General features: G+C 62.5%; 28 protein-coding genes and 1 pseudogene. 24 read left to right on the plus strand and 5 right to left on the minus strand.

Annotation, left to right across the window (positions count from 1 at the left end):
* Window positions 1–48: 48 nt before the first annotated feature.
* Window positions 49–774, minus strand: a complete 726-nt coding sequence (locus GWQ27_RS11430; RefSeq protein WP_275907406.1) for a carbonic anhydrase family protein — start codon at window positions 772–774, stop codon at window positions 49–51.
* A 447-nt stretch (window positions 775–1,221) separates the two neighbouring features.
* Between GWQ27_RS11430 and GWQ27_RS11435 the strand changes: the two genes are divergently transcribed.
* Together GWQ27_RS11435 and GWQ27_RS11440 are read left to right on the plus strand one after the other, a co-directional pair.
* A complete protein-coding gene (locus tag GWQ27_RS11435) occupies window positions 1,222–2,199 on the plus strand; it encodes a cytochrome-c peroxidase (RefSeq protein ID WP_275907407.1) in 978 nt (325 codons plus the stop codon).
* Window positions 2,200–2,448: 249 nt separating this feature from the next.
* A pseudogene (locus GWQ27_RS11440) lies at window positions 2,449–3,209 on the plus strand (DNA/RNA non-specific endonuclease).
* A 45-nt stretch (window positions 3,210–3,254) separates the two neighbouring features.
* Here the strand turns inward: GWQ27_RS11440 and GWQ27_RS11445 are convergent.
* The 3 genes from GWQ27_RS11445 to GWQ27_RS11455 are packed head-to-tail and all read right to left on the minus strand — an operon-like array spanning window position 3,255 to window position 5,071.
* Complete coding sequence (locus GWQ27_RS11445) at window positions 3,255–3,470, minus strand: hypothetical protein (RefSeq protein ID WP_005297921.1); 216 nt, start codon at window positions 3,468–3,470, stop codon at window positions 3,255–3,257.
* A 44-nt stretch (window positions 3,471–3,514) separates the two neighbouring features.
* Window positions 3,515–4,591 (minus strand): class I SAM-dependent methyltransferase, encoded by a 1,077-nt coding sequence (locus GWQ27_RS11450; RefSeq protein ID WP_275907408.1) that lies wholly within the window; start codon window positions 4,589–4,591, stop codon window positions 3,515–3,517.
* Between the two features lie 18 nt (window positions 4,592–4,609).
* Window positions 4,610–5,071, minus strand: coding sequence for a hypothetical protein (locus GWQ27_RS11455; protein WP_275907409.1), 462 nt, complete (start codon window positions 5,069–5,071; stop codon window positions 4,610–4,612).
* Window positions 5,072–5,252: 181 nt separating this feature from the next.
* Here GWQ27_RS11455 and GWQ27_RS11460 point away from each other — a divergent pair, with 181 nt between their 5' ends.
* From GWQ27_RS11460 to GWQ27_RS11545, 18 genes are all read left to right on the plus strand, one after another.
* Window positions 5,253–5,972 (plus strand): beta-ketoacyl synthase chain length factor, encoded by a 720-nt coding sequence (locus tag GWQ27_RS11460; protein WP_219597720.1) that lies wholly within the window; start codon window positions 5,253–5,255, stop codon window positions 5,970–5,972.
* Window positions 5,957–6,715: a lysophospholipid acyltransferase family protein gene (locus tag GWQ27_RS11465; RefSeq protein WP_275907410.1), complete on the plus strand. Its 759-nt coding sequence runs from the start codon at window positions 5,957–5,959 to the stop codon at window positions 6,713–6,715. Before GWQ27_RS11460 ends, GWQ27_RS11465 begins: the two co-directional genes overlap by 16 nt.
* A 17-nt stretch (window positions 6,716–6,732) precedes the next feature.
* Complete coding sequence (locus GWQ27_RS11470; protein ID WP_005317803.1) at window positions 6,733–6,999, plus strand: phosphopantetheine-binding protein; 267 nt, start codon at window positions 6,733–6,735, stop codon at window positions 6,997–6,999.
* A gap of 3 nt (window positions 7,000–7,002) precedes the next feature.
* Window positions 7,003–7,251 (plus strand): acyl carrier protein, encoded by a 249-nt coding sequence (locus tag GWQ27_RS11475; RefSeq protein WP_005317801.1) that lies wholly within the window; start codon window positions 7,003–7,005, stop codon window positions 7,249–7,251.
* On the plus strand, window positions 7,208–7,858 hold the full coding sequence (locus tag GWQ27_RS11480; RefSeq protein WP_275907411.1) for a hypothetical protein: 651 nt from the start codon (window positions 7,208–7,210) through the stop codon (window positions 7,856–7,858). The genes GWQ27_RS11475 and GWQ27_RS11480 overlap by 44 nt, the downstream gene beginning before the upstream one ends.
* Entirely contained in the window at window positions 7,855–9,225 is a 1,371-nt protein-coding gene (locus tag GWQ27_RS11485) for an AMP-binding protein (protein WP_275907412.1), read from the plus strand. Before GWQ27_RS11480 ends, GWQ27_RS11485 begins: the two co-directional genes overlap by 4 nt.
* Entirely contained in the window at window positions 9,209–9,580 is a 372-nt protein-coding gene (locus GWQ27_RS11490) for a hydroxymyristoyl-ACP dehydratase (RefSeq protein WP_275907413.1), read from the plus strand. The genes GWQ27_RS11485 and GWQ27_RS11490 overlap by 17 nt, the downstream gene beginning before the upstream one ends.
* Window positions 9,577–11,280, plus strand: a complete 1,704-nt coding sequence (locus tag GWQ27_RS11495) for a glycosyltransferase family 2 protein (protein WP_275907414.1) — start codon at window positions 9,577–9,579, stop codon at window positions 11,278–11,280. Before GWQ27_RS11490 ends, GWQ27_RS11495 begins: the two co-directional genes overlap by 4 nt.
* Window positions 11,267–12,829, plus strand: a complete 1,563-nt coding sequence (locus tag GWQ27_RS11500; protein ID WP_275907415.1) for an aromatic amino acid ammonia-lyase — start codon at window positions 11,267–11,269, stop codon at window positions 12,827–12,829. Before GWQ27_RS11495 ends, GWQ27_RS11500 begins: the two co-directional genes overlap by 14 nt.
* A gap of 28 nt (window positions 12,830–12,857) precedes the next feature.
* Entirely contained in the window at window positions 12,858–13,283 is a 426-nt protein-coding gene (locus tag GWQ27_RS11505; protein ID WP_096118707.1) for a thioesterase family protein, read from the plus strand.
* A gap of 20 nt (window positions 13,284–13,303) precedes the next feature.
* Window positions 13,304–13,894: an outer membrane lipoprotein carrier protein LolA gene (locus GWQ27_RS11510; protein WP_275907468.1), complete on the plus strand. Its 591-nt coding sequence runs from the start codon at window positions 13,304–13,306 to the stop codon at window positions 13,892–13,894.
* A 50-nt stretch (window positions 13,895–13,944) separates the two neighbouring features.
* On the plus strand, window positions 13,945–16,320 hold the full coding sequence (locus tag GWQ27_RS11515; protein WP_275907416.1) for an MMPL family transporter: 2,376 nt from the start codon (window positions 13,945–13,947) through the stop codon (window positions 16,318–16,320).
* A gap of 2 nt (window positions 16,321–16,322) precedes the next feature.
* Window positions 16,323–16,880, plus strand: coding sequence for a DUF3261 domain-containing protein (locus GWQ27_RS11520; protein WP_345893544.1), 558 nt, complete (start codon window positions 16,323–16,325; stop codon window positions 16,878–16,880).
* Complete coding sequence (locus tag GWQ27_RS11525; protein WP_275907418.1) at window positions 16,877–18,058, plus strand: beta-ketoacyl-[acyl-carrier-protein] synthase family protein; 1,182 nt, start codon at window positions 16,877–16,879, stop codon at window positions 18,056–18,058. Before GWQ27_RS11520 ends, GWQ27_RS11525 begins: the two co-directional genes overlap by 4 nt.
* Entirely contained in the window at window positions 18,055–18,516 is a 462-nt protein-coding gene (locus GWQ27_RS11530) for a hotdog family protein (protein ID WP_275907419.1), read from the plus strand. The genes GWQ27_RS11525 and GWQ27_RS11530 overlap by 4 nt, the downstream gene beginning before the upstream one ends.
* Before the next feature lie 9 nt (window positions 18,517–18,525).
* Window positions 18,526–19,251 (plus strand): 3-ketoacyl-ACP reductase FabG2, encoded by a 726-nt coding sequence (locus GWQ27_RS11535; protein ID WP_169047528.1) that lies wholly within the window; start codon window positions 18,526–18,528, stop codon window positions 19,249–19,251.
* A 91-nt stretch (window positions 19,252–19,342) separates the two neighbouring features.
* Window positions 19,343–20,569: a beta-ketoacyl-ACP synthase gene (locus GWQ27_RS11540; RefSeq protein WP_275907420.1), complete on the plus strand. Its 1,227-nt coding sequence runs from the start codon at window positions 19,343–19,345 to the stop codon at window positions 20,567–20,569.
* 90 nt (window positions 20,570–20,659) lie between these two features.
* The gene (locus GWQ27_RS11545) at window positions 20,660–21,076 is read left to right on the plus strand and encodes a DUF2541 family protein (RefSeq protein WP_275907421.1); all 417 of its coding nucleotides are present in this window, start codon (window positions 20,660–20,662) and stop codon (window positions 21,074–21,076) included.
* 35 nt (window positions 21,077–21,111) lie between these two features.
* Here the strand turns inward: GWQ27_RS11545 and mog are convergent, their stop codons facing one another.
* Complete coding sequence (mog, locus tag GWQ27_RS11550) at window positions 21,112–21,642, minus strand: molybdopterin adenylyltransferase (RefSeq protein WP_275907422.1); 531 nt, start codon at window positions 21,640–21,642, stop codon at window positions 21,112–21,114.
* Window positions 21,643–22,053: 411 nt separating this feature from the next.
* Between mog and GWQ27_RS11555 the strand changes: the two genes are divergently transcribed.
* The 4 genes from GWQ27_RS11555 to folA all read left to right on the plus strand — a co-directional run bounded on the left by GWQ27_RS11555 (window position 22,054) and on the right by folA (window position 24,410).
* On the plus strand, window positions 22,054–22,395 hold the full coding sequence (locus GWQ27_RS11555) for a DUF3135 domain-containing protein (RefSeq protein WP_059168138.1): 342 nt from the start codon (window positions 22,054–22,056) through the stop codon (window positions 22,393–22,395).
* Window positions 22,396–22,629: 234 nt separating this feature from the next.
* Window positions 22,630–23,427: a threonine/serine exporter family protein gene (locus tag GWQ27_RS11560; RefSeq protein ID WP_275907423.1), complete on the plus strand. Its 798-nt coding sequence runs from the start codon at window positions 22,630–22,632 to the stop codon at window positions 23,425–23,427.
* Complete coding sequence (locus GWQ27_RS11565; protein WP_021138083.1) at window positions 23,424–23,891, plus strand: threonine/serine exporter family protein; 468 nt, start codon at window positions 23,424–23,426, stop codon at window positions 23,889–23,891. The genes GWQ27_RS11560 and GWQ27_RS11565 overlap by 4 nt, the downstream gene beginning before the upstream one ends.
* Window positions 23,892–23,915: 24 nt before the next feature.
* A complete protein-coding gene (gene folA, locus GWQ27_RS11570; RefSeq protein ID WP_058393715.1) occupies window positions 23,916–24,410 on the plus strand; it encodes a type 3 dihydrofolate reductase in 495 nt (164 codons plus the stop codon).
* Window positions 24,411–24,565: the final 155 nt, after the last annotated feature.

The following is a 24,565-nucleotide window of genomic DNA, read 5'->3' on the forward strand; positions in this document are numbered from 1 at the left end:
GGCCTTTTGGCCCTCTTTTCTATTTCGGCGCTGTGATCGCCCGGTGGATTATTGCAATACCAGCCGACCATGCAGCGGCTGCACGGGCCTGTTGTTGGGGTGGTGCATCACCGCCTTGAAGGCATCGATCTGGGCTTGGCTCACCTGCACCGGCTGCTTCATCACCAGCCAGCGCACCCCTTCCGAGCAGGGTGGAGTGGTCAGCGAACCGCTGAAGCGGTAGTAGTCGCGATTGGCTGGCAGCAGCAGCTCGGCCGAAAGTGGCGCCTTGAGGGCGTGGATCTCGCCCGTTTTCGCTGGCAACTGATCCCAGGCCCGGGTCAGCGCCGGATTGGCCTTGCCCGCTTCGAACATCAGGGCCAGCACGGCGATCTCGCCCTTGGCATTGGTGTGCACCAGGTGCCCCTCCAACGGATAGGATTTGCCCTTGATGAGGTTTTCACTGGGAGCATGGAAGTGGAACTGCTTGAGCTCGAAGCGCATGCCATCGAGCATCAAGGTACTGCCCGGGGCATAGCCGACTTGTACTGTATGGCCATTGTTGACCAGGGTTTTACCGCCCGCCAGATAGTGGAACTGCAGTGGAGCCAGCTTGGCGTCTACCAGACCGTCGAGGTCTATCGGCGACTGGTTGCTGCCTGCACACTGGCCAAATTCCGGCGTCAGTTTGGCCCATTGTGCCGGCCCTGCCTCACCGCTGTACTCCCAGTGCGGGGTGGCAGCGAAGACGGCGGGGCAGAGCAACAGAGAGCAGGCCAACAGAGACTTTCTCATCATACATCCTTATCGTGATTGAAAAGCACAGCCATCCGCTTCCTTAATAAGTGAAGGAACAGTGGATGGCATTATCTAAAATGCGGGATACAGAATGTTAGACAGCATTTTTATTATTAACAGCCGTATGACAGATCATATTTATGATGCATATAAAATGGATCTAATTAACAGGTGGCTGCCACTGCATATTGAATAATCGCTTTATTCAATGACAGCAATCTAATTAATCGGCTGTTGTTGTGGATGAATTTGTTCATAATTCAATCATCGAAATTCAGCTCTTTTTTGCCTCGCAAGTCCCCGCCACCAGTCCGTCTGAAATATAATAATTCATTGTTTTTATTGTGGTTTTGTTGGTCTCGCTTGATCTTGAGCAAATAATACACAAGCGTTCCCGGTCAGGCTGAGGTTGCTGTTATGCACAGCCACAAGGGAGAGAGAAAAATGAATAAATATTATTTGTTGCTGGCGTTGGGCTTGCCGGGGATGGGGTGGGCAGTCGAACCGATCCAACCTGTCGAGGCAGCCAAGGTGGGATCGCCAGAGAAAGTCGAGCTGGGCAAGATGTTGTTCTTCGAGCCGAGGCTCTCCAAATCCGGCGCCATCTCCTGCAACTCCTGCCATAACCTGGCGACCGGCGGCGTGGACAATCAGGTCAGCTCCCTCGGTCACAAGTGGAAAGAGGGACCGATCAACTCCCCCACAGTGCTCAACTCCAGCCTCAACTTCGTGCAGTTCTGGGATGGCCGCGCCAAGGATCTGAAGGCGCAGGCGGCAGGCCCCATCGAAAATCCGCTGGAGATGGCCTTCACCCACAAGCTGGCGGTGGATACCCTGCATACCCTGCCCGAATATCGCAGCCGTTTCAGCGCCGTCTACGGCAAGGCGAACTTTGGCATTGATGAGGTGACAGACGCCATCGCCGCCTTCGAAGAGACCCTGGTCACCCCCAACGCGCCGTTCGATCGCTGGTTGAAGGGAGACGGCAAGGCGCTGACGGCGCAGCAGTTGAAGGGCTATCAGCTGTTCAAGGAGAAGGGCTGCACCGCCTGCCACAACGGGGTGGCCATCGGTGGCAACTCCTATCAGAAGATGGGGCTGGTCAAGCCGTTCAAGACCGACAACCCGGCCCAGGGCCGTGGCGGCGTGACGGGCGAGAAGCAGTTCATCGGCTGGTTCAAGGTGCCGACCCTGCGCAACATAGAGCTGACCTACCCCTATTTCCACGATGGTTCAGTCTGGGATCTGAAGGAGGCGGTGCAGATAATGGCGGACATCCAGCTGGGCCAGGCGTTGAGCGAGCAGGAGGCCGACGACATGACCGCCTACCTCAAGAGCCTGACCGGCGAGCAGCCCCGGATAGTGCTGCCGATCCTGCCGCCCTCCCAACCCGATACACCCAAGCCTCAGGTCAAGAGCTGACCGGGTCGTGAGTCTGAATCCAGGCGGGGCAGAGGCCCCGCCTTTTCATGGCTCTATCCCTCTGATAACACAGCTAAAGTACCGTATTCAGCATAATGACAAGGGGATGACAATCCCCCAGCTGGCGGCGGGGATTTCACCGATTTGCAGCCCTCTTCACAATTTCAACACGCTCACAATCTGTTCGATTGCCTAACTCGTCCGACCTGGTGTCAAATCACTCCGCCCAATACAAGGAGTGGCATAATAATGAATAATATCAATAAATTAGTTCTGGCTATCGGATTCACTCTCACCACCTTCCCTGCCCTGCCCTGGCAGCAGGCTTCCAGTGCAAGGATCACGTCAAACTCGGGGTCCCGAGTCAATCCAGTCAGCTGTTGTGCCGGGACGGTTATGCCGCCGGATACAACTATGACACCAAGGTCGCAGACTGGGTCTCTTACCGTATGACGGCGGCCAGCGCCCAGGGTCAGGTGCCGCGCAAGGATGCCTTCGCCGAAGACAGGGAGGTGCCGGTGCAGTTCCGCGCCACTTTGGCCGACTACAAGGGCTCCGGTTATGACCGTGGCCACCAGGCGCCCGCGGCGGACATGCGCTCCACCGCCACCACCATGAAGCAGAGCTTCCTGCTGACCAACATGACCCCGCAGCTGCCGGCGCTCAACCAGGGGGCCTGGCGCATCCTGGAGGAGAAGACCCGGCAGTGGGCCATCGCCTATCAGGATGTCTATGTGATCACCGGCCCCATCTTCACCAACTCCGATGCCTCCATCGGCAACGGTGTGACCGTGCCCCACGCCTACTACCGGGTGGTGATGGATGTGGCCAACCAGGAGGCGATCGCCTTCATCCTGCCGCAGGAGAACGTGTCGGCCAGCCGGCTGGCGGATTACATAGTGACGGTGGATGAGGTGGAGCAGCAGACCGGGCTCGATTTCTTCGCCGAGCTGCCGGATGAGCAGGAAGAGGCCATGGAGTCCCAGCTGATGGCCATGTGGAGCAACTGAGTTCACCCATGACGCTGATGAAAACAGGGGCCGCGGCCCCTGTTTCTATTTGCTCAGCTCATCACCGACCTTCTTGACGGTGTCCCGGGTGCCGTGACCTATCTCGCGGGTCACGTCCCGGGTGGTGTGGCCAATCTCGCGGGTCACATTGCGGGTGGTGTGCCCCACGGTTCTGCCCGCCTCCTTGATGTCGGCGCAGCCGCCGAGCAGGCTGCCCAGAACCAGGCCGAGGGCCATCAGGGCCATGCAGTCACGCCTCATGCCGTGCTCCTTCTCGTTTCATCATCGTTATGCCGATGGCGGCATTATGGCCTCGTGTGCAACGGGCGGGCAACCAGCAGGGTGTGGCCCGGGCCCGGGATCTCGTGCTCGGCTTCCACGTGGAAGTGGGCCTCGCGCAGGCACTGGTACAGCTCCTTGGAGTGGTAGAAGCGGCTGTTGCCGTTGGCCAGACAGGTGAAGTAGAGGGAGGTGGCGTTGAGACTGAAACTGGCGGCTTCGAAGGATTGGCGGTCCCAGAACAGCTCCAGGATGCAGACTCGGGCGTGCGGTTTCATGGCCAGTCGGATCTGGTTCAGGATGGCGACGATCTGCTCGTGACTGAAGCAGTCGAGGAACTGGCTCATCCACCAGATGTCCGCCTCGCCGGGCAGGGTGCCCGCTTGCAGCAGATCCACCGGGTGACCCTGTACCCGCTCCGTCAGTCCCGCCTCCTCGATGTTGCGGCGAGCCAGTGCCAGCTGCTCGGGCAAGTCCAGAATGGTGACGCGTAGGGCGGGATCCCGCTTGGCACAAGCGATGGCCCACTTGCCGGTGTTGCCGCCGAGATCGTAGAGGTGGCGCGGCTCATAGCTGAATACCTTGTCCTGGGCCTGCTGGAAGGCCCAGTCGGAGTAGAAGTGATCAAACGCAAACCAGCTGCTGCGGGCAGGCTCCGGCAGTTCGCTCAAGTGCGGGTAGAGGGTCTGCCAGGGGCCGAATTCCTGCAAGCCGGCCGGTGTGCCCTGACGGATGGCATCGAGCAGGTGGGCGAGGGGCTGATAGCAGACATGCTGGGTGAAGTCGAGATTGACCCGGCTCATGGCATCGTGCTGCAGATATTTGCCGACCCGGCCCAGCACATAGTGCTCGCCGGCCAGGTAGCAGAGTCCGCCGCCGAGCCCCATGTCCAGCAGAACGCTGACGGCATATTCACTCAGCTCGCACGCCTGGGCTATCTGTGCCAGCGGCGCACCCTGCTGGCCATGGGTCTCGAGAAAGGCGAGCACCCCGGTTTCACGCAGACACCAGCTGGCCTGGAACAACATGGGCCCGAAGGCGATCTTCTGGGCCGCACTGATGGCCTCCAGCGCGTTATAGGGGTCTGCCTGATAGTGGTTCACTGGATGGCTCCTGCCGGATCAGCGGCTGTTTGCGCGGGCGAGTTCGGTCTGGATGGCCTGATTCAGGCCCAGGATCCAGCGGTTATAACTGCGATGAATGTTGCCCTTGCCTTTATCATCCAGATTGACGCTGCTCACATAATTAATGGAATAGTCGTGAGCGCTATATGGAATATCGATCACTGCCTGATGTTGGCGCACATTGACTTGGCCGCGAATAAGTCCCGGCTTCTCTTTTTTCATTACCCAGCTTTTACCGATCCCCGCCGTGATAATGGCACTGGCTACCTGATCTTCAGTCAGAGTAAAGGCAACCGGGTTGGCGGCCATATTGCGAATGGGCTGGCTGGTAGAGCAGGCAGCCAGCAGGGCGCAGGCCAGCAACAGGGATACCTTGTTAATAACTTTCATAATATTCCTTGCGACGATATTCAATATTGAGGGCATGGCAATGAGACAACACAAATCATTTATTTTCAATCACTATGCCAATAGATAATCTGCGCCAGCTATTATTTTTGACGAATAATGGTATTATTCGTGCAGCATTAATGTGATGACTCCAATTGTTAATTTCCATGGAGCAGGCACTGCCCAGCGGGTGAGTGCTTTTTACCGTCTTCGCGCTCACGCCAAATGTTAAGGACAGGTTGCCTGAAATATGCTCTCTTTTTCGCTGCAAGCTAGTCAGGCACTGTCACCGGGTCTGGTCGACGAACGCGACTGGCAGGAGTGGGCGCAGTGGGGTCAATGGCCCGCCGACCCCCCGTTCCCCGCGACCCCTTTGCTGCCCATGATGATGGCGCGTCGCCTGAGCCAGGGTTCCCGCTTGGCGGTGCAGGTCGGCTTGAGCCTGCTGGCCCGCCATCCCGTCGATTACGCCATCTTCGTCAGTCGACACGGCGAGCTGGCTCGTTCCGTGACCCTGTTGCAGGCGCTGGCGGCCAGACAGGCGCTCTCACCCACGGATTTTTCCATGTCAGTCCACAATACGGCCGCCGGCCTCTGTTCCATCCAGGGCAAGGCCGCCATCCCCATGACGTCGCTGGCGGCGGGGGAGGGCGGATTGATGGCGGGGTTCACCGAGGCGGTCGCGGCCTTGCACGCCGGTGCCCAACAGGTGCTGTTGGTGGCGTTCGAGGGGCCTGTGCCGGATTTTCATCACCCCTGGCTGCCCGACGAGGCGCCACCCCATGCACTGGGGCTGATATTGCAGGCCGGTGAGCAGTGGTGCTGCCAAGCTGCGAGTGGCGTGAGTCCGGAGGCCGGGGCAACTTCGACTTTACCTCAGTCGCTGGCCTTCTGGCGGACCCTGCTGCGGGATGAATCGGCACTGACCCTTTACAATGGCCGGCAGGAGTGGACATGGCAGCGGCGCTGAACCTGTGCTGGCGCCTGCTTGGCACGGCCCTTGGCTTCGCCCTGTTCGGGGTGGGCGGTCTGCTGCTCACCCTGTTCTGGTTTCCGTTGCTGGCGCTCTGCCTGCGCGGGGAGCGACGGCGTACCCTGGCCCAGCTGACCATACGTCACAGCTTTCGGCTGTTTCTCGGTGTGCTGCGCGGCTGGGGTGTGCTGGATTATCGGGTGAGCGGCATGCCCGCCGACTTGCGCGGCGCCCTGGTAGTGGCCAATCACCCCAGCCTGCTCGATTACGTCATGCTGGCCGCCGAGATGCCGGTGTGTGACTGTATCGTCAAGCAATCACTCTGGCGCAACCCCTTTGTGGGCGGCGTGGTCAGGGCGGCAGATTATATTCCCAACGTAGAGGCGCAGCGCCTCCTGCCCCTGTGCATGGCGCGGATCCAGGCCGGCGGTCTGTTGCTGATCTTCCCTGAGGGCACCCGCACCACACCGGGGGAGCCCATCAAGTTGCAACGGGGCGCTGCCCAGTTGGCGGTGCGCAGCCAGGTGCCCCTGCAACCGGTGCGGATCCACTGCAACACCCGATTTCTCACCAAGCAGGACAAATGGTTCAAGATCCCGGAAAATAAGCCGACCTTCACCATAGAATTCCTGCCGCAAGTGGCGCCAGACGAGGTGGTCGCCACCGGACAGAGCAGCGCTCTGGCCGCGCGCCAGTTGACCCGTTTTCTCACCCGGACCCTGCAAACAGGGCCCCAATGACAGCGTATGGAACAGTTATGCAAGACCTGCACCTAGAGATCAAACAACTCATCATCGACAGTCTCAACCTCGAGGGACTGACCCCTGAAGATATAGACAGCCAGGCCCCGCTGTTCGGTGATGGCCTGGGACTGGACTCTATCGATGCGCTGGAGCTGGGCCTTGCCATCAAGGGCCGCTACGGCATAGTGCTCTCCGCCGAGGATGAGAATACCCGTCGTCACTTTGCCTCAGTCGCAGCCCTGGTTGCCCTGGTGCAGGCCCAGTCGAAAGGGGAGGCCTGAGCCATGACCCGTGACGACATCTTTGCCCAGATCAAAACCGCCCTCGTCGATCTGTTCGAAGTCGATGAAGAGGCCATCACTCCCGAGGCACGCCTCTATCAGGATCTCGAGCTCGACAGCATAGATGCCATCGATCTGGTGGTGCACCTGCAAAAGCTGACCGGCAAGAAGATAAAGCCGGAAGAGTTCAAGTCGGTGCGCAGCGTCAATGACGTTGTGGATGCGGTCGAGCGTCTGCTCGCCGGCGCCTGATGCGGATGCGTGCCAGATCATGACGCGCTGGCTCTCCTGGCTGGCCGGTGGTGCCCTCCTGCTCTACCCGCTGGCGGTGTACTGGGGGCTGACTCACACCAGCCAGACTCCGCTGCTGGTGGGTCTGCTGGTCATCTTCTCCTTGCGGCTGCTGCCGGGTCTGCTCAAGGGGCGGGTCCGGTTTGGTCCCCTGCCTGAGTGGCTCTGGCTGGGTCGCCTGCTGGCCTGCATCGGTCTGGGGCTGACCCTGCTGTCGGCGCTGTTCTCTGCCCGCCACTGGTTGCTCTATTACCCGCTGGCAGTGAGCCTGGCGCTGCTCTGCCTGTTTGGCTGGAGCCTGACCCGCCCCATGAGTCTGGTGGAGCGGCTGGCCCGCTTGCAGGATCCCCGCCTGCCGGATGTCGCCATCGGCTACACCCGGCGGGTGACCCAGATCTGGTGCGGCTTCTTCGTGGTCAATGGCGCCCTGGCGGCCTTCACCATCTGGTACGGCGATCTGGCGCTCTGGAGCCTCTACAACGGCCTCATCAGCTATGGATTGATGGGCGCTTTGATGGCGGGAGAGTATCTGGTACGCCGGCGACTGATGAAGAGGCTGGCCCCATGACCCTGCTGCAAACGCTCTGGCAGCGGGACGACGACCAGCTGGTAGCGTTCGGTCAAGGCGGCGAGGTGACTCTGGCCGAGCTGCGCCTTGGCAGCCTGCAACTTGCCCGGGCCATGGCCCGCCATGCTCGCCCCGGGCAGCCGCGCGCGCGCTGGGCGCTCTGTTTCGATGACAGCCTGCTGTTTGCGCAAGCGTTGCTCGCCTGCGCCCTCGGCGGTCATCAAGCCATCTTGCCGGGCCATCAACGGGTGGCCGGGCTGCTGGCGCTGCGGGATCAGTTTGACGGCCTGCTCACCGATGGCGAGTTGCCAGTCGATGAGCTTGATGTGCCCCAGTTGCGGTTGCCCCTTGCCGATTGCCATGACGAGCGGGATGCAGAGCGCGCCGACCTGGCTCCCGAACATCTCGACCTGACCCTGTTCAGCTCGGGCTCCACCGGCGAGCCCAAGGCGATCCCCAAAGCCTGGCCCCAGCTGGAGGCCGAGCTGAGAGTGCAGATGGCGCTCTGGGGCCAGGCCCTGGCCGACACCCGGGTGCTGGCCAGCGTCAGTCACCAGCACATCTACGGCCTGCTGTTTCGCATCCTGCTGCCTCTGGCCCTCGGTCGTCCGTTCGATCGCCGCAGCATCGATTATCCGGAGCAGCTGGCGGTGCAAACCGCCCCCTGGGTGCTGATCGCTTCCCCCGCTTTTCTCAGCCGGCTCGATCCGGCCATTCCCGCCGCGGGCTGCCGCCTTATCGTCTCCTCCGGCGGTCCCCTGCAACCCGGGGATGCCCATCAGGCCCGGGCCCTGCTCGGCCAGCTGCCGGTGGAAATTTTCGGCAGTAGCGAGACCGGCGGCATCGGCTGGCGCCAGCGCAATCAGGCGCAGACCCCCTGGACGACGCTGCCCGGGGTTGAGGTGCGGGTCGGCCCGGATCAGGGCTTGCTGCTGCGCTCCCCCTTCCTGGCAGAGGACGGCTGGCTGGCCTGCGCCGATCGCATCCTGATGAAGGGGGCCGGATTCGAGCTGCTGGGGCGTCAGGACAGGGTGATCAAGCTGGAGGAGAAGCGCATCTCCCTCGACGAGGTGGAGGCGCGCCTGCAAGCCCTGCCGGAAGTGGAGTTGGCCGCAGTGCTGCCTCTGCATCAGGGCCAGCGCCAGATCCTCGGCGCCGTGCTGGTGCTGAGCGAATTGGGGGCCGCCCGCTGGGCTGAACTGGGTCAGGGCCGCTTCCTGTTGGCCCTGCGCCAGCAACTGCGCCCCTGGCTCGAACCGGTCGCCCTGCCGCGCAGCCTGCGCCGGGTCGAGAGCATGCCCGTCAATGCCCAGGGAAAACGCCCCTGGCCACAACTCAAGGAGCTGTTCAATGAGCCTCTCTGCTGACACGCTGCCGATGAACTCGCTGCCGACAGTGCTGGGCTGCGAGACGCTGGCCGATGGCGTGCGCCTGCACCTGCGGCTCGATCCTGAGCTGCCCTGGTTTGCGGGCCACTTTCCCGGCGCGCCCCTGCTGCCAGGGGTCACCCAGATCCACTGGGTCATGCACTATGCCGCCAGTCTGCTCAACCTGGAGCTGCCGTTTCACGGGCTGGATCAGCTCAAGTTCCAGCGCCCGCTGCGGCCGGGGGCCGAGTGCTGTCTGAGCTTGCAGTGGCAGCCAAAAAAGGATCAGCTCGTTTTCAGCTATACGCTGGGGGATGAGCTGGCGAGCAGCGGACGGGTGCGCTTCATCCCATGACGCCCTGCATCCTGATCCCCTGTTACAACCATGCCGGCCCGCTGGCCGCCGTACTGGATCGGCTGGCAGAATATAAGCTGCCCTGCCTGCTGATCGACGATGGCAGCGAACCCGTTGCCGCCGCCGCGCTGGATGGGCTGGCCGCCCGCCACCCCTGGGTCACCCTGCTGCGCCATTCGCACAACCAGGGCAAGGGCGGCGCCGTGATGACGGGGCTGCGCCACGCCCATGGCCTCGGTTTCAGCCACGCCCTGCAGGTGGATGCCGATGGCCAGCACGATCTGGCTGATATTCCGGCCCTGCTGGCCGAGGCGCACCGGGATCCCGAGGCGCTTATCTCGGGACGCCCTGTCTATGACGATTCCGTGCCCAAAGGGCGCCTCTATGGCCGCTATATCACCCATGTCTGGGTCTGGATCGAGACGCTGTCGTTTGCCATCAAGGACAGCATGTGCGGCTTTCGGGTCTATCCGCTGGCGGCCAGCTGCGCGCTGCTCGAACGGGTGACGCTCGGCAGGCGAATGGATTTTGACACCGAGGTGATGGTGCGCCTGTACTGGGCCGGGGTGGCGGTGCGCTTCGTGCCGACCCGGGTCATCTACCCCGCCGATGGCAGCTCCCATTTCCAGCTCTGGCGCGACAACCGCGACATCTCCTGGATGCACACCCGACTGGTGTGCCGCCTGTTGTGGGATCTGCTGCTGCGTCTGGCGAGCGGGCCCCGCCGCCTCTGGTCATGGGCGACCCGGCTGTGGCGCGAGCGCCGGACCCACTGGTCGCGCACCCCGGAGCGCGGCTCATTGCTCGGCATGCAGATCATGCTGGCCAGCTATCGCCTGCTTGGGCGGCGGGGCTTCTCCCTGTTGCTCTACCCCGTTATCGGCTACTTCTGGCTGACCGGCCGCGCCCAGCGTCAGGCATCTCAAGCATATCTGGCCCGGCTTGAGGCCTTCTCCCGCACTCAGGGCATACGGCTCCCCCCTGAGCCGAGATCGAGCTTTCGCCACTTCCTGCGCTTTGGCGAGGCGGCGCTCGACAAGCTGGCCGGCTGGCGCGGCGACATAGCCGAGGATCAGGTCGAGCTGGTGGGGAGGGAGCACTACGAGGCTGCCATCAACAGCGGCAAGGGCTTGCTGCTGCTGGGCTCTCACCTCGGTGACCTCGAGCTGTGCCGGGCCCTTGGCAGTCGCAAGGGGGAGGTGCGCATCAATGCGCTGGTCTTCACCCGTCACGCTGCCCGTTTCAACGCCCTGCTCAAGCAGATCAACCCAGATTCACGGCTCAACCTCATTCAGGTGCAGGAGATGGGGGCCGATACCGCCATCCTGCTCAAAGAGAAGCTGGATCAGGGGGAATGGGTGGTGATCGTCGGCGATCGCACCTCTGTGACCCGGGAGAAGCGGGTGGTCTGGGCCGACTTTCTCGGCGCGCCGGCCCCCTTTCCCCTCGGTCCCTTTGCCCTGGCCAGCGTGCTGGGTTGCCCGGTTTACCTGATGTTCGGCATCAAGGAGCAGGGGCGCTTTCGAGTGCATTTCGAGCCCTTTGCCGACAGCCTCAGCCTGCCGCGCCAGGGGCGACAACAGATACTCGCGTCCCGGGTGCAGGCCTATGCCGATCGCCTGCAGCATCACTGCCTGCGCGCCCCGCTGGACTGGTTCAACTTTTTTGATTTCTGGCAGCTGACCGATGAACAAGAGTGAGATGAAGTGCGTCACCTTCGGCGCCGAGCCGTTGACCATTGAAGATGTGGTGGCGCTGGCAGAGCGCCGTGCCCGCCCGGCATTGAACCGGGATCCCGCCTTTATGGCCCGCATCCAGCGGGGGGCTGATTTTCTCGATAGATTGCTGGCCGAGGAGGGGGTCATCTACGGGGTGACCACAGGTTACGGGGATTCGGTGACCCGGCCGGTGCCCGCCGAGCTGGTGCCCGAGCTGCCGCTGCACCTGACCCGCTTCCACGGCTGCGGGCTGGGGGCGGATCTCGAGCTCGATGCCGGTCGCGCCGTGCTGGCGACCCGGCTCTGCTCCCTGGCGCAGGGGGTCTCCGGCGTCAGCCCGGGTTTGCTTGAGCGGCTCTGCTGGCTGCTGGAGCAGGATCTCATACCGCGCATACCGGAAGAGGGCTCCGTCGGTGCCAGCGGCGATCTGACGCCACTATCCTATGTCGCCGCCGTGCTGGTGGGGGAGCGCGAACTCCATCACGATGGCGCGCTGCGTCCCGCCGCCGAGGTTTATCGGGAGCTGGGGATCACCCCCCTGACCCTGAGACCCAAGGAGGGACTGGCGCTGATGAACGGCACTTCCGTGATGACGGCGCTGGCCTGTCTCGCCTACGCCCGTGCCGACTACCTGATGCAACTGGCGACCCGGATCACTGCGCTGGTGAGCGTCGCCATGGGGGGCAACGCCTTCCACTTCGACGAGCGGCTGTTTGCCGCCAAGCCCCACCCCGGCATGCAGGGGATAGCGGCCTGGCTGAGGTCGGATCTGGTGGCCGGCGAGCTGCCGCGGCACAGCGACCGGCTGCAGGACAGATACTCATTGCGCTGCGCCCCCCACGTCATAGGTGTGGTGGCCGACAGCCTGCCCTGGTGGCGCCAGCTCATCGAAAACGAGCTCAACAGCGCCAACGACAACCCGCTGATCGACGGGGAGGGGGAGCACGTGATGCACGGTGGCCACTTCTACGGCGGCCACATCGCCATGGCCATGGACAGCATGAAGACGGCCATCGCCAATCTGGCGGACTTGCTGGATCGCCAGCTGGCCCAACTGGTGGACACCAAGTTCAACGGCGGCCTGCCGAGCAACCTCTCGGGGGCGCCGGCCGGGCGGCAGATGATCAACCACGGTTTCAAGGCGGTGCAGATCGGCGTCTCGGCCTGGACCGCGGAGGCGCTCAAGCAGACCATGCCCGCCAGCGTCTTTTCCCGCTCCACCGAGTGCCACAACCAGGACAAGGTGAGCATGGGCACCATAGCTGCACGGGATGCCCTGCGGGTGCTGACCCTGACCGAGCAGGTCGGAGCCGCCTGCCTGCTGGCGGCGGTGCAGGGGGTCGAGCTGCGCCTGGCCCAGCCCACGCCCTTCACCCGGCCGCTCAGCCCGGCCCTGGCCCATATGGTGCAGCAGGTGCGGGCCGAGTTTGCGCCTCTGCTGGAAGACAGGGCGCTGGAGCAGGAGCTCAGGGCGCTGATTGCCCGCATTCGCCTGCGTCACTACCCCCTTTATGGGCCGAGCCAGGACTGAAACAAGGTCACTATTGATGAGACAACCCATGCAGAATGAACCCTGGCAGATCAGCGCCGAAGTGGAAGTGACCATACCGTTTCACGACGTGGACATGATGGCGGTCGCCTGGCACGGTCACTACTTTCGCTACATAGAGCTGGCCCGCTGCGCCCTGCTCGACCTTATCGATTACAACTACCCGCAGATGGAGGCCTCCGGCTACCTCTGGCCCATCATAGATACCCGGATGAAGTACCTGGCACCGCTGCGCTTCGGACAGCGGGTGCGGGTGCGCGCCACCCTGACCGAGTACCAGAACCGGTTGAAGATCGACTACCTGCTGAGCGATGCCGCGAGCGGCACCCGCACCAGCAAGGGCTACAGCATCCAGGTGGCGGTGAGCAAGGCTAGCGGCGAGATGTGCCTGGCCTCGCCCCAGGTGCTGCTGGACAAGCTGGGAGTGAGCCAGTGAACCCTCTTCTGAACCGGCTGATGGTCGGACTGGCCCTGCTGCTGGCGTTGCCGCTGCAGGCGGCTCCACTGAGCCGTGATCAGGTACAGCAGTTGCTGACCCTGAGTCCGGTCAGACAGGCCCATTTCGAGCAGGAGAAACAGGTGGCGGGGCTGAGCCAGCCACTCAAAGCCTCCGGCGAGCTACTGCTGGTGCGCGACCTGGGTCTCTGGTGGCAGCAGCAGAAGCCCTTTGCCCTGACTCTGACCCTGACGCCACAACGCATGGTGCAGCAGATGGCGGGTCAGCCCGCCACCGTCATCGACAGTCCCCAGTTGCTTGAATTCAGCCAGATGCTGCTGGCGCTGTTCGGCTCGGACGAGGCGACCCTGAGTCGCTACTTCAAGATCGATTTTCAGAGCACGGAGGCGGGCTGGCAGCTGCTGCTGGTGCCGACCCTGACGCCGCTGGACAAGGTGTTCGCCAGCCTCACCCTGAGCGGGCAAGGTCAGCTGGATGAGCTGGTCATTGCCGACAAGCAGGGTGACAGCACCCGCATCCGTTTCAGCGCCTGGCAGGAGCGAGGCCTGCCACTGACCCACGAGGAGCAGGCCCGCTTTGCTGCCCACTAGCCCCGCATCGTGCTCTGCCACTGCCCGTGGTTTGGCCGGGAGAATCGACCTTGCTGCAATCTGAAACCACCTGGCGCCGGCTTGGTACTATCTGGATCGGCCTCTGTCTGCTGCTGGTGGCCGTGCTGGTCTGGCAGCTGCCCCACAGCCGCATCAACACCAGCCTGATGGATCTGTTGCCCCACGAATCCCGCAGCGATCTGGATCCGGCGTTGCAGCAGGGCTTGCTGCAACAGCTCGATCGCCAGCTGGTCTGGATGCTGAGCCTGCCTGCCGGACAGAACGGGCAGGCGGCGGCCGAGCTGTGGGTAAAAGAGCTCGACCAGATAGCGGCCTTCTCCCATATCAAGGGCTATCAGCCCGAACTGGCCCCCGCCTGGCAGGGCTATCTGCACAGGCTCGCCTGGCAGCGGCTGGATGAAGCGGGCCGGGCCCGGCTGGCGGCTGGCGCCGAGGGCTGGAGCCAGTGGGTGCTTGGCCAAATCTACTCGCCCTTTGGCGGCGTTTCCCGCACCGAGTGGCAGAGTGATCCGCTGTTGCTGACCCGGGCCGGAGTGCTGGCAGAGGCCCGCGGCCCCATGCAGCTCAAGGAGGGCTGGCTGGTCAGCCGGGACAAGGCGGGTCGCGACTGGTTCATGGTGCGGGCCGAGCTGGATCTCTCCGCCTTCGATATCCAGCGCAATAAGGGGTTGCTGAGGGTGCTCGACAACGCCGAGCTCCGGCTGGCCGAAGCCTATCCCGGTGCCGAGCTGCTGCGCCGGGGCACCCTTTTCTACAGCCAGCACGCCAGCAACCTGGCCCAGCAGGACATTTCCACCATAGGGCTTGGCTCCATGATCGGAGTCATGTTGCTTATCTGGGGCGTATTTCGCTCGACCCGGGCGCTGCTGCTCTCCCTGCTGCCCATCTGCGTGGGGCTGATGTGGGGGCTGGGCACTGTGCTCATCCTGTTTGGCGAGATCCATCTCTTCACCCAGGTGATCAGCAGCAGCCTCATCGGCATCGCCATCGACTACGCCATCCATTTCCTGTGCGAACGACGGCTGCACGGCGGCGACGAGACGCCGCATCAGACCCGACTACGGCTGCTGCCGAGCCTCTCACTGGCGGTGTTGACCACCCTGATCGGCTATGGCCTGCTCTGGTTTGCCCCCTTCCCCGGGCTGCAGCAGCTGGCGGTGTGCGCACTGGCGGGCCTGTTCAGCGCCTTCATCACTGTGCTCTGCCTGTTCCCGCGCTGGTCGGGCCCCCTGCCGACCCGACCCTTGCGCAGTCAGCCACTGCTGATGGCCTGGCTCAGAGCCTGGCAGCAGCGTCGCCTGGTGCGCATCGGCCTGCCGCTGCTCTGCCTGCTGCTGGCCACCCTTGGCATCAGCCAACTGCAGGTGGATGACGACATACGCCGGCTGCAACCCTTGCCGGTGGAACTGCAGGCGCAGGAGAACCAGATCAAGGCCCTGACCGGTCAGCAGGGGGGCATGCAGGGCTTGCTGGTGACGGGGGCGGACGGCGAGCAGGCACTGCAACGGCTGGAGCGACTGGATGATCAGCTGACCGAGCTTAAAAATAGCGGTGCATTGCGGGACTTTGTCTCCCTCAGCCGCTGGCTGCCCTCGCTGGCGCGCCAGCAGCAGGATGCGGCCGCCATTCGAGCCCTGTTGCCCCGGGTGGTGACCCGACTGCAAGAGGCCGGGGTGCCAATACCAGCAGGGGGGCAAGGGCCCGACCGTCAGCCTGACTGGTTGACCCCGGCAGACTGGCTTGCCAGCCCGGTCAGCGAGGGGAGCCGTCTGCTGTGGCACTCGCTGGAGGATGGCCGCGTCGCCATCTGGGTGCCACTGGTCGGGGTGCAGGACGAGGTCGCCCTGACGGCGCTGGCAGCTGCCGAGCAGGGTATCTACTGGCAAGATCAGCGCAGCGAGTGGAGCCAGTTGTTTGCCCACTACCGGATCAAGCTGGCCGAACTGCTGCTGCTGGCCATCGGCCTGGTGGCCCTGCTGCTCTGGCGGCGGATGGGGGCAGCCAGGGCGTCCCGGGTGCTGCTGGTCAACCTGATTGCGCTCGCCATGGGGCTGGCGCTGCTCGCCGCCTGCGGCCAGCCGCTCACCCTGTTTGGTGTGCTGGCACTCAGCCTCATCTTCGGCATCGGCATCGACTACGGTCTCTTCTTTGCCCACTGTGGCAACCAGCTGGCGCGGCAGAGTTCCACCCTGCTCGCCATCCTGCTGGCGAACCTCACCACCCAGCTGGCGTTCGGCTTGCTGGCGCTGAGTCACACCCCCGCCATAGCGGGCTTTGGTCTGGTGTTGAGCGGCGGTATCTTTACTGCCTTCCTGTTGTCGCCTCTGGTGCTGGACCGCGTGCAACCGGATGGCGCGGTGCGGGAGCCCCAGTTGCCAGGGCAGAATAGTCGGGAGCCAACATGACAATAAGATCACTGTTTGTATTACTCATCTTTTTGCTGGGGGGCTGCAGCAGCCAGCCTTCCCCCACCGCCTATCTCGACAAGGGGACAGCCATGGCGCTGCCGGCCCCCGTGCTTGCCACCCCCTTCTCTCGCCAGCAGTTGCTGACGGCCACTGTGGGTGAGAGTGCCCATCAGCTGATGACTGTGCTGGAGGCAGATGGCCGCCAGTTGACCCTGGTCGGCCTGACCCCGAGCGGGATCCGGCTGTTTCGGGTGCGTTACGATCAGCAGGGCATAGCGACTCAGCAGCTGAGCCCGCTGCTCGCCACCGGCATGCCGCCCGTGACCCAGGTGCTGGCGGACGTCATGCTCTGCTACTGGCCACTGGCCAGCTGGCAGCCGCAGCTGCCGCCGGGCTGGACGCTGCGGGACCAAGGGCTGACGCGCCTGCTGCGCTCTCCCGATGGCGCTCTGGTCACCGAGATCGGGTACCAGGACAAGGGCGGCGTACGGGAGCCGGTCAGCCTGCAACAGCATGTATTTCACTACCGTTTGCAGCTGGAGACCCTGTCCCAATGAGTTGTTATATCGCGGCCTACGGGCTCATTTCGGCATTGGGGGAGGGCAGGGATGCCAGCGCCGAGGCCCTGCTGGCCTGGCAGGCAGAGGGGAGCACGCCGCTCACCCGCCACAACCAGACCTTGCTGGATGGTCGCCTGACCCCGGTGGGGCGGGTCGAGGGTGCTCTGCCGGAAATACCGGCGGCGTTGGCCCCTTATGCCTCGCGTAACAACCGCCTGCTGCTGGCGGCGCTGGCGCAGATCCGCCCGCCCCTGGACAAGGCGTTGGCGGAGTTTGGCCCTGCGCGGGTAGGCCTGGTGCTCGGCACCAGCACAGCCGGGATCGGCGAGGCCGAGCTGGCGATCGCCGCCGCCCGGCGGGGGGAGGCAATTCCCCCGGCCTTTGACTATCGCCAGCAGGAGCTGGGCTCCCCGTCCGAATTTCTGGCCCGTTATCTCGACATCTTTGGGCCTGCCTACACCCTCTCCACCGCCTGCTCTTCCAGCGCCCGAGCCTTCATCAGCGGTCAGCGGATGCTGGCGTCCGGACTGGTGGATGCGGTGATCGTCGGTGGCGCCGACAGCCTGTGTGGGTTGACTATCAACGGTTTTGACAGCCTGGAGTCCCTCAGTTGCACCCTCTGCCAGCCATTCGACAACGGCCGGCAGGGCATCAACATAGGCGAGGGGGCTGCGCTATTTTTGCTGAGCAGACAGCCTGCGTCGCTGGCTTTGCTGGGGGCGGGCGAGTCGTCCGATGCCTGGCATATCTCGGCCCCTCATCCGGACGGCGTGGGGGCCGAGGCGGCCATGCAGATGGCGCTGGCGCAGGCCGGTATAGCGCCTGACCAGGTGGGTTATATCAACCTGCATGGCACGGCCACCCGCCTCAATGACGCCATGGAGAGCCAGGCCGTGCATCGCCTGTTCGGGGACAAGGTACCCTGCAGCTCCACCAAGCCGCTCACCGGCCATACCCTTGGCGCTGCCGGTGCCATCGAGGCTGCGCTCGCCTGCCTGCTGCTGGAGCGGGCCCTGCCGCTACCTACCCAGTGGGTGACGACGGCGGATCCGGCGCTGGCCCCCATCCGGCTGGTGAGTGGCGCCACTCGGCTTGCGGCACCCCTGGTCCTCTCCAACTCCTTTGCCTTCGGTGGCAACAATGTCAGCCTGTTGTTCGGGAGATCACCCTCATGAATGAGCGCATACCGCTGCCCGCCATCGAGGCCCTGTTGCCCCATCAGGCCCCCATGCTGCTGCTTGACCACATCTGCACCGTGGATGCGAGCCAGGTGCGCTGCGAGACACGGGTCGGCCCCCGACACGCCTTGTTGCTCGATGGCGAGGGCAATTTGCCCGCCTGGGTCGGCATAGAGCTGATGGCCCAGACCATAGCCGCCTGGGCCGGCATGCAGGGGCGGTTGCGCGGCGAGCCGGTGCGCATCGGCATGCTGCTCGGCACTCGCAAGTACCGCTGCCCGCCCGCCCGCTTTGCGGCGGGAGCCCTGCTCACCATAGAGGCCAGCTGCCTGTTGCAAGACGGCGGCATGGCCAGTTTCGATTGCCGGATCCTGCAAGATGGGCTGGAGTGTGCCACTGCGCGCCTCTCGACCTATCAGCCCGCACCCGGTGAATTGTCCGATTTGTCAGCGTAAGGAAGCTTCATGATCTCTACCGTATTGGTCACGGGCGCCAGCAAGGGGATAGGCCGCGCCATCGCCCTCAAGCTGGCTGCCGACGGTTTTTTCGTCGTCGTGCACTACCACGGCGACCGCGCAGGTGCCGAGGCCACCCTGGCGAGCCTGCAAGCCGCAGGGGGACAGGGGCGCCTGATCCAGTTCGACATCGCCGATCGTCAGGGCTGCCGCGAGCGGCTGGAAGCCGACATGGCCGAGCATGGCGCTTATTACGGCGTGGTCTGCAACGCCGGCATCATACGTGACGCCGCCTTCCCCGCCCTCACGGACGAGGATTGGGACGGAGTGTTGCACACCAATCTGGATGGCCTCTACAACCTGCTCAAGCCCTGCATCATGCCGATGATTGGCCTGCGCCGGGGCGGCCGCATAGTGACCATCTCCTCGGTTTCCGGCCTGATGGGCAACCGTGGCCAGGTCAACTACAGTGCCGCCAAAGCCGGCATCATGGGGGCAACCAAGGCGCTGGCGCTGGAGCTGGCCAAGCGCAAGATCACGGTGAACTGCGTGGCACCCGGGCTCATCGATACCGGCATGGTCGATGCCGAGGTGAAAGAGGAGGCGATGAAGCTGATCCCGCTCAAGCGGATGGGGCAGGCCGACGAGGTGGCGGGGCTGGTCTCCTACCTGATGTCGGATATCGCTGCCTATGTGACCCGGCAGGTCATCTCCATCAACGGGGGCATGGTATGACGCTGATGCAATGGCTCTCCTGCCTGATGTCGATTCCAACTGGTGCTGTCTCTGTGGCTCGCCAGATCATTTCTGTTAATGGCGGTATGGTATGAAGCGGGTAGTAGTAACCGGCATGGCCGGGGTGACGGCGTTTGGCCAGGACTGGCCAAGTGTGCGGGCAAAGTTGCAGGCGGGACGCAACGCTGTGGTGACCATGCCGGAATGGGCCATCTACGAGGGGCTCAACACCCGGCTGGCGGCGCCCATTACCGACTTTGTGCTGCCTGCCCACTATCCACGCAAGAAGACCCGGGCCATGGGGCGAGTCTCCCAGCTGGCGACCGTGGCTACCGAGCTGGCGCTGGCGCGGGCTGGGCTTATCGACCACCCTGTGCTGACCGGCGGTCGCACCGGCATCGCCTATGGCTCCTCCACTGGCAGCACGGATCCCATCCGCGCCTTCGGGGTCATGCTCAACGACAAGAGCACCGCCAGCATCACGGCCACCACCTATGTGCAGATGATGCCGCACACGGCGGCGGTCAATACCGGCCTCTTCTTCGGCCTGCGCGGACGGGTGATCCCCACCTCCAGCGCCTGTACCTCCGGCAGCCAGGGGATTGGCTATGCCTACGAGTCCATCAAGCACGGCTACCAGACCCTGATGGTGGCAGGCGGGGCGGAGGAGCTCTGCCCGTCTGAGGCCGTGGTGTTCGACACCCTGTTTGCCACCAGCCAGATGAACGACAACCCCGAGCTTGCGCCACGGCCGTTCGACCGGCAGCGGGACGGACTGGTCATTGGCGAAGGGGCGGGCACCCTGGTGCTGGAGGAGCTGGAACATGCGCAGGCGCGTGGAGCCGCCATCATCGCCGAGCTGGTGGGGTTTGCCACCAACTGCGACGCTGCCCATGTGACCCAGCCCCAGCAGGAGACCATGCAGCTCTGCATGGAGATGGCGCTGGCCCAGGCAGGGCTGCTACCGGCCGACATCGGCTACATCAGCGCCCACGGCACGGCCACCGAGCGGGGCGACATTGCCGAGAGCCACGCCACCGCCGCCATCTTTGGCGACAAGACGCCTATCTCGTCGCTCAAGAGCTTCTTCGGTCATACCCTGGGGGCCTGCGGTGCCGTTGAGGCCTGGCTGTCGCTGGAGATGATGCAGGAGGGCTGGTTTGCCCCCACCATCAATCTGACCGAGCCGGATCCGGCCTGTGCCCCGCTGGATCATGTGGTGGGCAATGGTCGCGCGCTGGCGGTGGACTATCTGATGTCCAACAACTTCGCCTTCGGCGGCATCAACACCTCCCTTATCTTCAAACGCTGGTCCTGAAGCCATGCGCCTTGCCTGCGGGCAGGGCGCCGGTACAGCCTGGGTTTGGTCTTGATGAATTAAGATGCCTCCCATTTTTAGGGAGGCATAATGTCTGTTCCATCTGCTGTTTTCTCTGTTCAACTCCACCTGCGCCGCGGCTTCAATGCGCTCTTGCTGTCTACCCTTTTATTGGCGCTGCCTGCGCCGGCCATGGCCGATGATGAATTTCGGCTGGGCAAGACTCTTTTGCTGGGAGTGGGCGACCATGCCGCCATTATTCCCATCATTGTCTGCCGACCTGCCAAGTCCATCATGGTCAAGGCAGGACGGGAATTGACCCTTAACCGGGTCAAGGTGTTTTATGGCAACGACAGCAGCAAGACCCTCACTTTTGACAAGGATCTGAAAGCGGATCAGGAATCGGACTGGAAATCCCTCGGCAGCCGCCTTTGCATCAAGCGGATCGAGGTCTATGGCAATTCGGAGGGGAGCAAGGCCGGGGTCAAGGTATACGGCCGCAAATAAGAGATGGACGGGGTTCACATCCCCCGTCCATTTACCTATTTCTTGGGGCGAAACGGCTTGATGACGGCTTCGTCGCACTCGAGATAGGGTCCATCCATCAGGTCGATGCAGTAGGGGATGGCGGGGAAGACCGCATCCAGGCACTCACGGATGGACTTGGGCTTGCCCGGCAGGTTGACGATGAGCGAGCTGCCGCGCAGGCCGGCGGTCTGGCGCGACAAAATGGCGGTTGGCACGAACTTGAGGGACTCGGCCCGCATCAGCTCGCCAAAGCCCGGCATCATGCGATCGCACACCGCCTCCGTGGCCTCCGGGGTCACATCCCGTTTGGCTGGGCCGGTACCGCCCGTGGTGACGATGAGGCAGCACTGCTCCTGGTCTGCCAGCCGGCTCAGGGTTGCTTCAATCTGATCCTGTTCATCCGGGATCACCTGATAGACGGGTTCCCATTCAGAGGTCAGATACGCGCCCAGCGTCTCTATGATGGCCTTGCCGGAGAGGTCTTCGTAGATGCCTGCACTGGCGCGATCGCTGACGGTGACGATGCCGATTTTTGCCTTGATCATGGTCTGCTCTTGGTTGCGCTGAATAAGTGGCAAATAAAATAACATAATCAGTGAGATATGTTAAACGAGGCCAGACATTGGCGAGTGTGGTGCTCAACATCGAGTGCCGAATGAAAAGCAATATTGCAGGTTCCCTTTCAATAAGACATAAGGCCAGGGTGTCGTCGCCATAAAAATGTATAAACAGGTCCAGTGAAAATATTCAGGAATAATCGGTTGATCCATAACGAATAAGCCGGTGGCAGCTTGCCGCTGCCGTCATTTTTTGGCGCAATCGGGTTCGAAAGAGGGCTGTATGGATTGAACCAGGCGGGTAATCGTCTTATATAACTTCTTATACGGTTGGTTGAATTATGAGCTGATCGTTGTTGTTTGAGTATCACCATGCAGCGGCTGGCCGCGGGAGGGCATATGGAGTTGCCTGATTTTGATACCTTGAGACGGTTGGCTGTGGCGGAGCCCGAGCGGCTCGACGAGTTGCTGCGCCAGCAGATAGAGGGCTTGATCGACCGGGTCAGCCCAGAGCAGCAACAGCGGCTGCGCGGCCTGCAGTTTCGCATCGACTGCCAGCGGAAATTGGCCAAGAACAACATGGACAGCTGTATTCGTATTGCGGCCATGATGCACGACTCCTTTTATTCCATGCGCAGCGAGATGATCCAGCTCAATGCCAATCTCTATGCCGATCAGGCGCCCGTCTATAGGGAAAATAATGTGGTTTCTTTCTTTGATTATTACCACAAGAAGAAATAACGCCCTTCATTAATAATTCAGTTAAATATTATTTTAGATAATATATTCGTTACCAGGTGAGGCTCGCCTGGTGACGTTAATTTATCTGGAGTTATTTGTAATCTATTTGATGTATTTTAGTGGCATCGGCTGTTTTATTAAAAATTGATTATTGCCGTGATCGGTGTGGATGAATGGCGCCGACAGTTAGGCTAATATGGCGATACTTTAAATTTGCTACGACTCGAAGGGATTATGAGAAGTATCACACCAAGGCGGGTGCTGTCGCGGGATCAACAGACAGAGATCACCCGCATCATCGTCAAGGCGGGCCAGATGCTGGCCCAGTTCGGGGCGGAGAGCCGCATCATAGAGCAGACCACGGTTCGGCTCGGCATGGCGCTAGGGCTGGAGAGCGTCGAGATGGCTATCTCCTCCAGTGCCATAGTGCTCACCAGCCTCTATCAGGGCAGTTGTGTCACCACTACCCGCCGGGTGCGGGAACACGGTATCAACATGCAGGTGGTGTGCGAGATCCAGCGTATCTGCATCATGGCGGAAAAGGAGCTGATAGGGGCGCGCGAGGTGCGTCTGCGGCTCGACGGCATAGTGCCGTTTCATTACCACCCCTGGCTGGTGGTCCCCATGGTGGGGCTCTCCTGCGGCGCCTTCAGCCTGTTGTTTGGCGGTGACTGGCCCATCTTCATGGTGACCTGTCTCTCCGCAGCCGTAGCGATGCGGGTGCGCCAGCTGATCGCCCGCCATCACCACAGTCCGCTCATCAACTTTGCCGCGACCGCTTTTATCGCCACCTTGCTCTCTTCCAGCGCCACCTTCTTCAACTGGGGCGCCCAGCCCTATCTCGCCATGGCAGCCAGCGTGCTCTTGCTGGTGCCGGGTTTCCCGCTCATCAATGCTGTCTCCGACATGGTGAAGGGTTACTTCAACATGGGGCTTGCACGCTGGGGCACGGCAACTCTGCTTACCATCAGCGCAGCCATTGGCATCATTCTGGCCATGTCGATGACCGGTATCTGGGGGTGGAAGGTATGATGGATCTGCTCTGGCTACTGGCCAAGGATGCCTTCTGGTCTTCCATTCCGGCCGTGGGGTTTGCCATGTTGTTCAACGTGCCGCCGCGCATGTTGAAGTACTGTGCCATGGGCGGTGCCCTGGCCCACAGCTTGCGTACCCTGCTCATCCATTACGGCATGCCCATCGAGTGGGCGACCCTGGCGGCGGCGACCACGGTCGGCTTTGTCTGTGTCTACTGGTCCCGTCGCCTGCTGGCGCCACGGCCCGTGTTCAGTGTCGCCTCCATCATTCCCATGATCCCCGGCAGCTATGCGTTCAAGACCATGATCGCCGTGGTGGAGCTCAATATCTCGGGGGTGACCATGGAGCTTATCCAGAGCGCGGTGGAGAACGGCCTCAAGGCACTGTTTATCGTGGGGGCTCTCAGTTTCGGTTTGGCGATCCCCTCCCTGGTCGTGTACCGTAACCGGCCCATTATTTGACAGACGCAGTGAGAGGCTGACCCCATGAAGATTTCCATGATTGCCGCCATGGCGCACGATCGCGTGATAGGCCTGGATAACCAGATGCCCTGGCACCTGCCGGCGGATCTGGCCCACTTCAAGCGGGTGACCCTGGGCAAGCCTGTGTTGATGGGGCGCAAGACCTTTGAATCCATTGGTCGGCCGCTGCCAGGGCGGCGCAATCTGGTGATCAGCCGCAATCCCGATTACCAGGCCGACGGTGTGGAGGTAGTCGATTCTGTCGAGGCCGCGTTGGCGCTGCTGGCAAGCGCCGGGAATGTGGACGAGCTGATGGTGATCGGCGGTGGTCATCTCTATGGCCAGCTGCTGCCACGGGCCGACAGCCTCTATCTGACCAGAATCGATTTGGCGGTGGCAGGGGATACCCGCTTCCCCGCCTTCGAGGAGGACGAGTGGCATTGCGTTGAGCGCGAACCCCATGAGCCCGACGAGAAGAATCCTCATCCCTACTGCTTCGAAACCTGGCAGCGGCGCTGATAGCTCTGGATCACCGTTGAAAATGAAAGGCCCCCTGTGCTGCACAAGGGGCCTTTTTCCTTGCTGCAACTGGGCAGCCCGAGAGACATCCCATCTATCAGGGCTGCACTTGGCTCTTCCTCCTCTTTCTGTCTCTTTTCTCCCCAATCAAATCA

The sequence above is a fragment of the Aeromonas sp. 5HA1 genome (genome assembly GCF_029237245.1).
Classification (GTDB): domain Bacteria; phylum Pseudomonadota; class Gammaproteobacteria; order Enterobacterales; family Aeromonadaceae; genus Aeromonas; species Aeromonas salmonicida.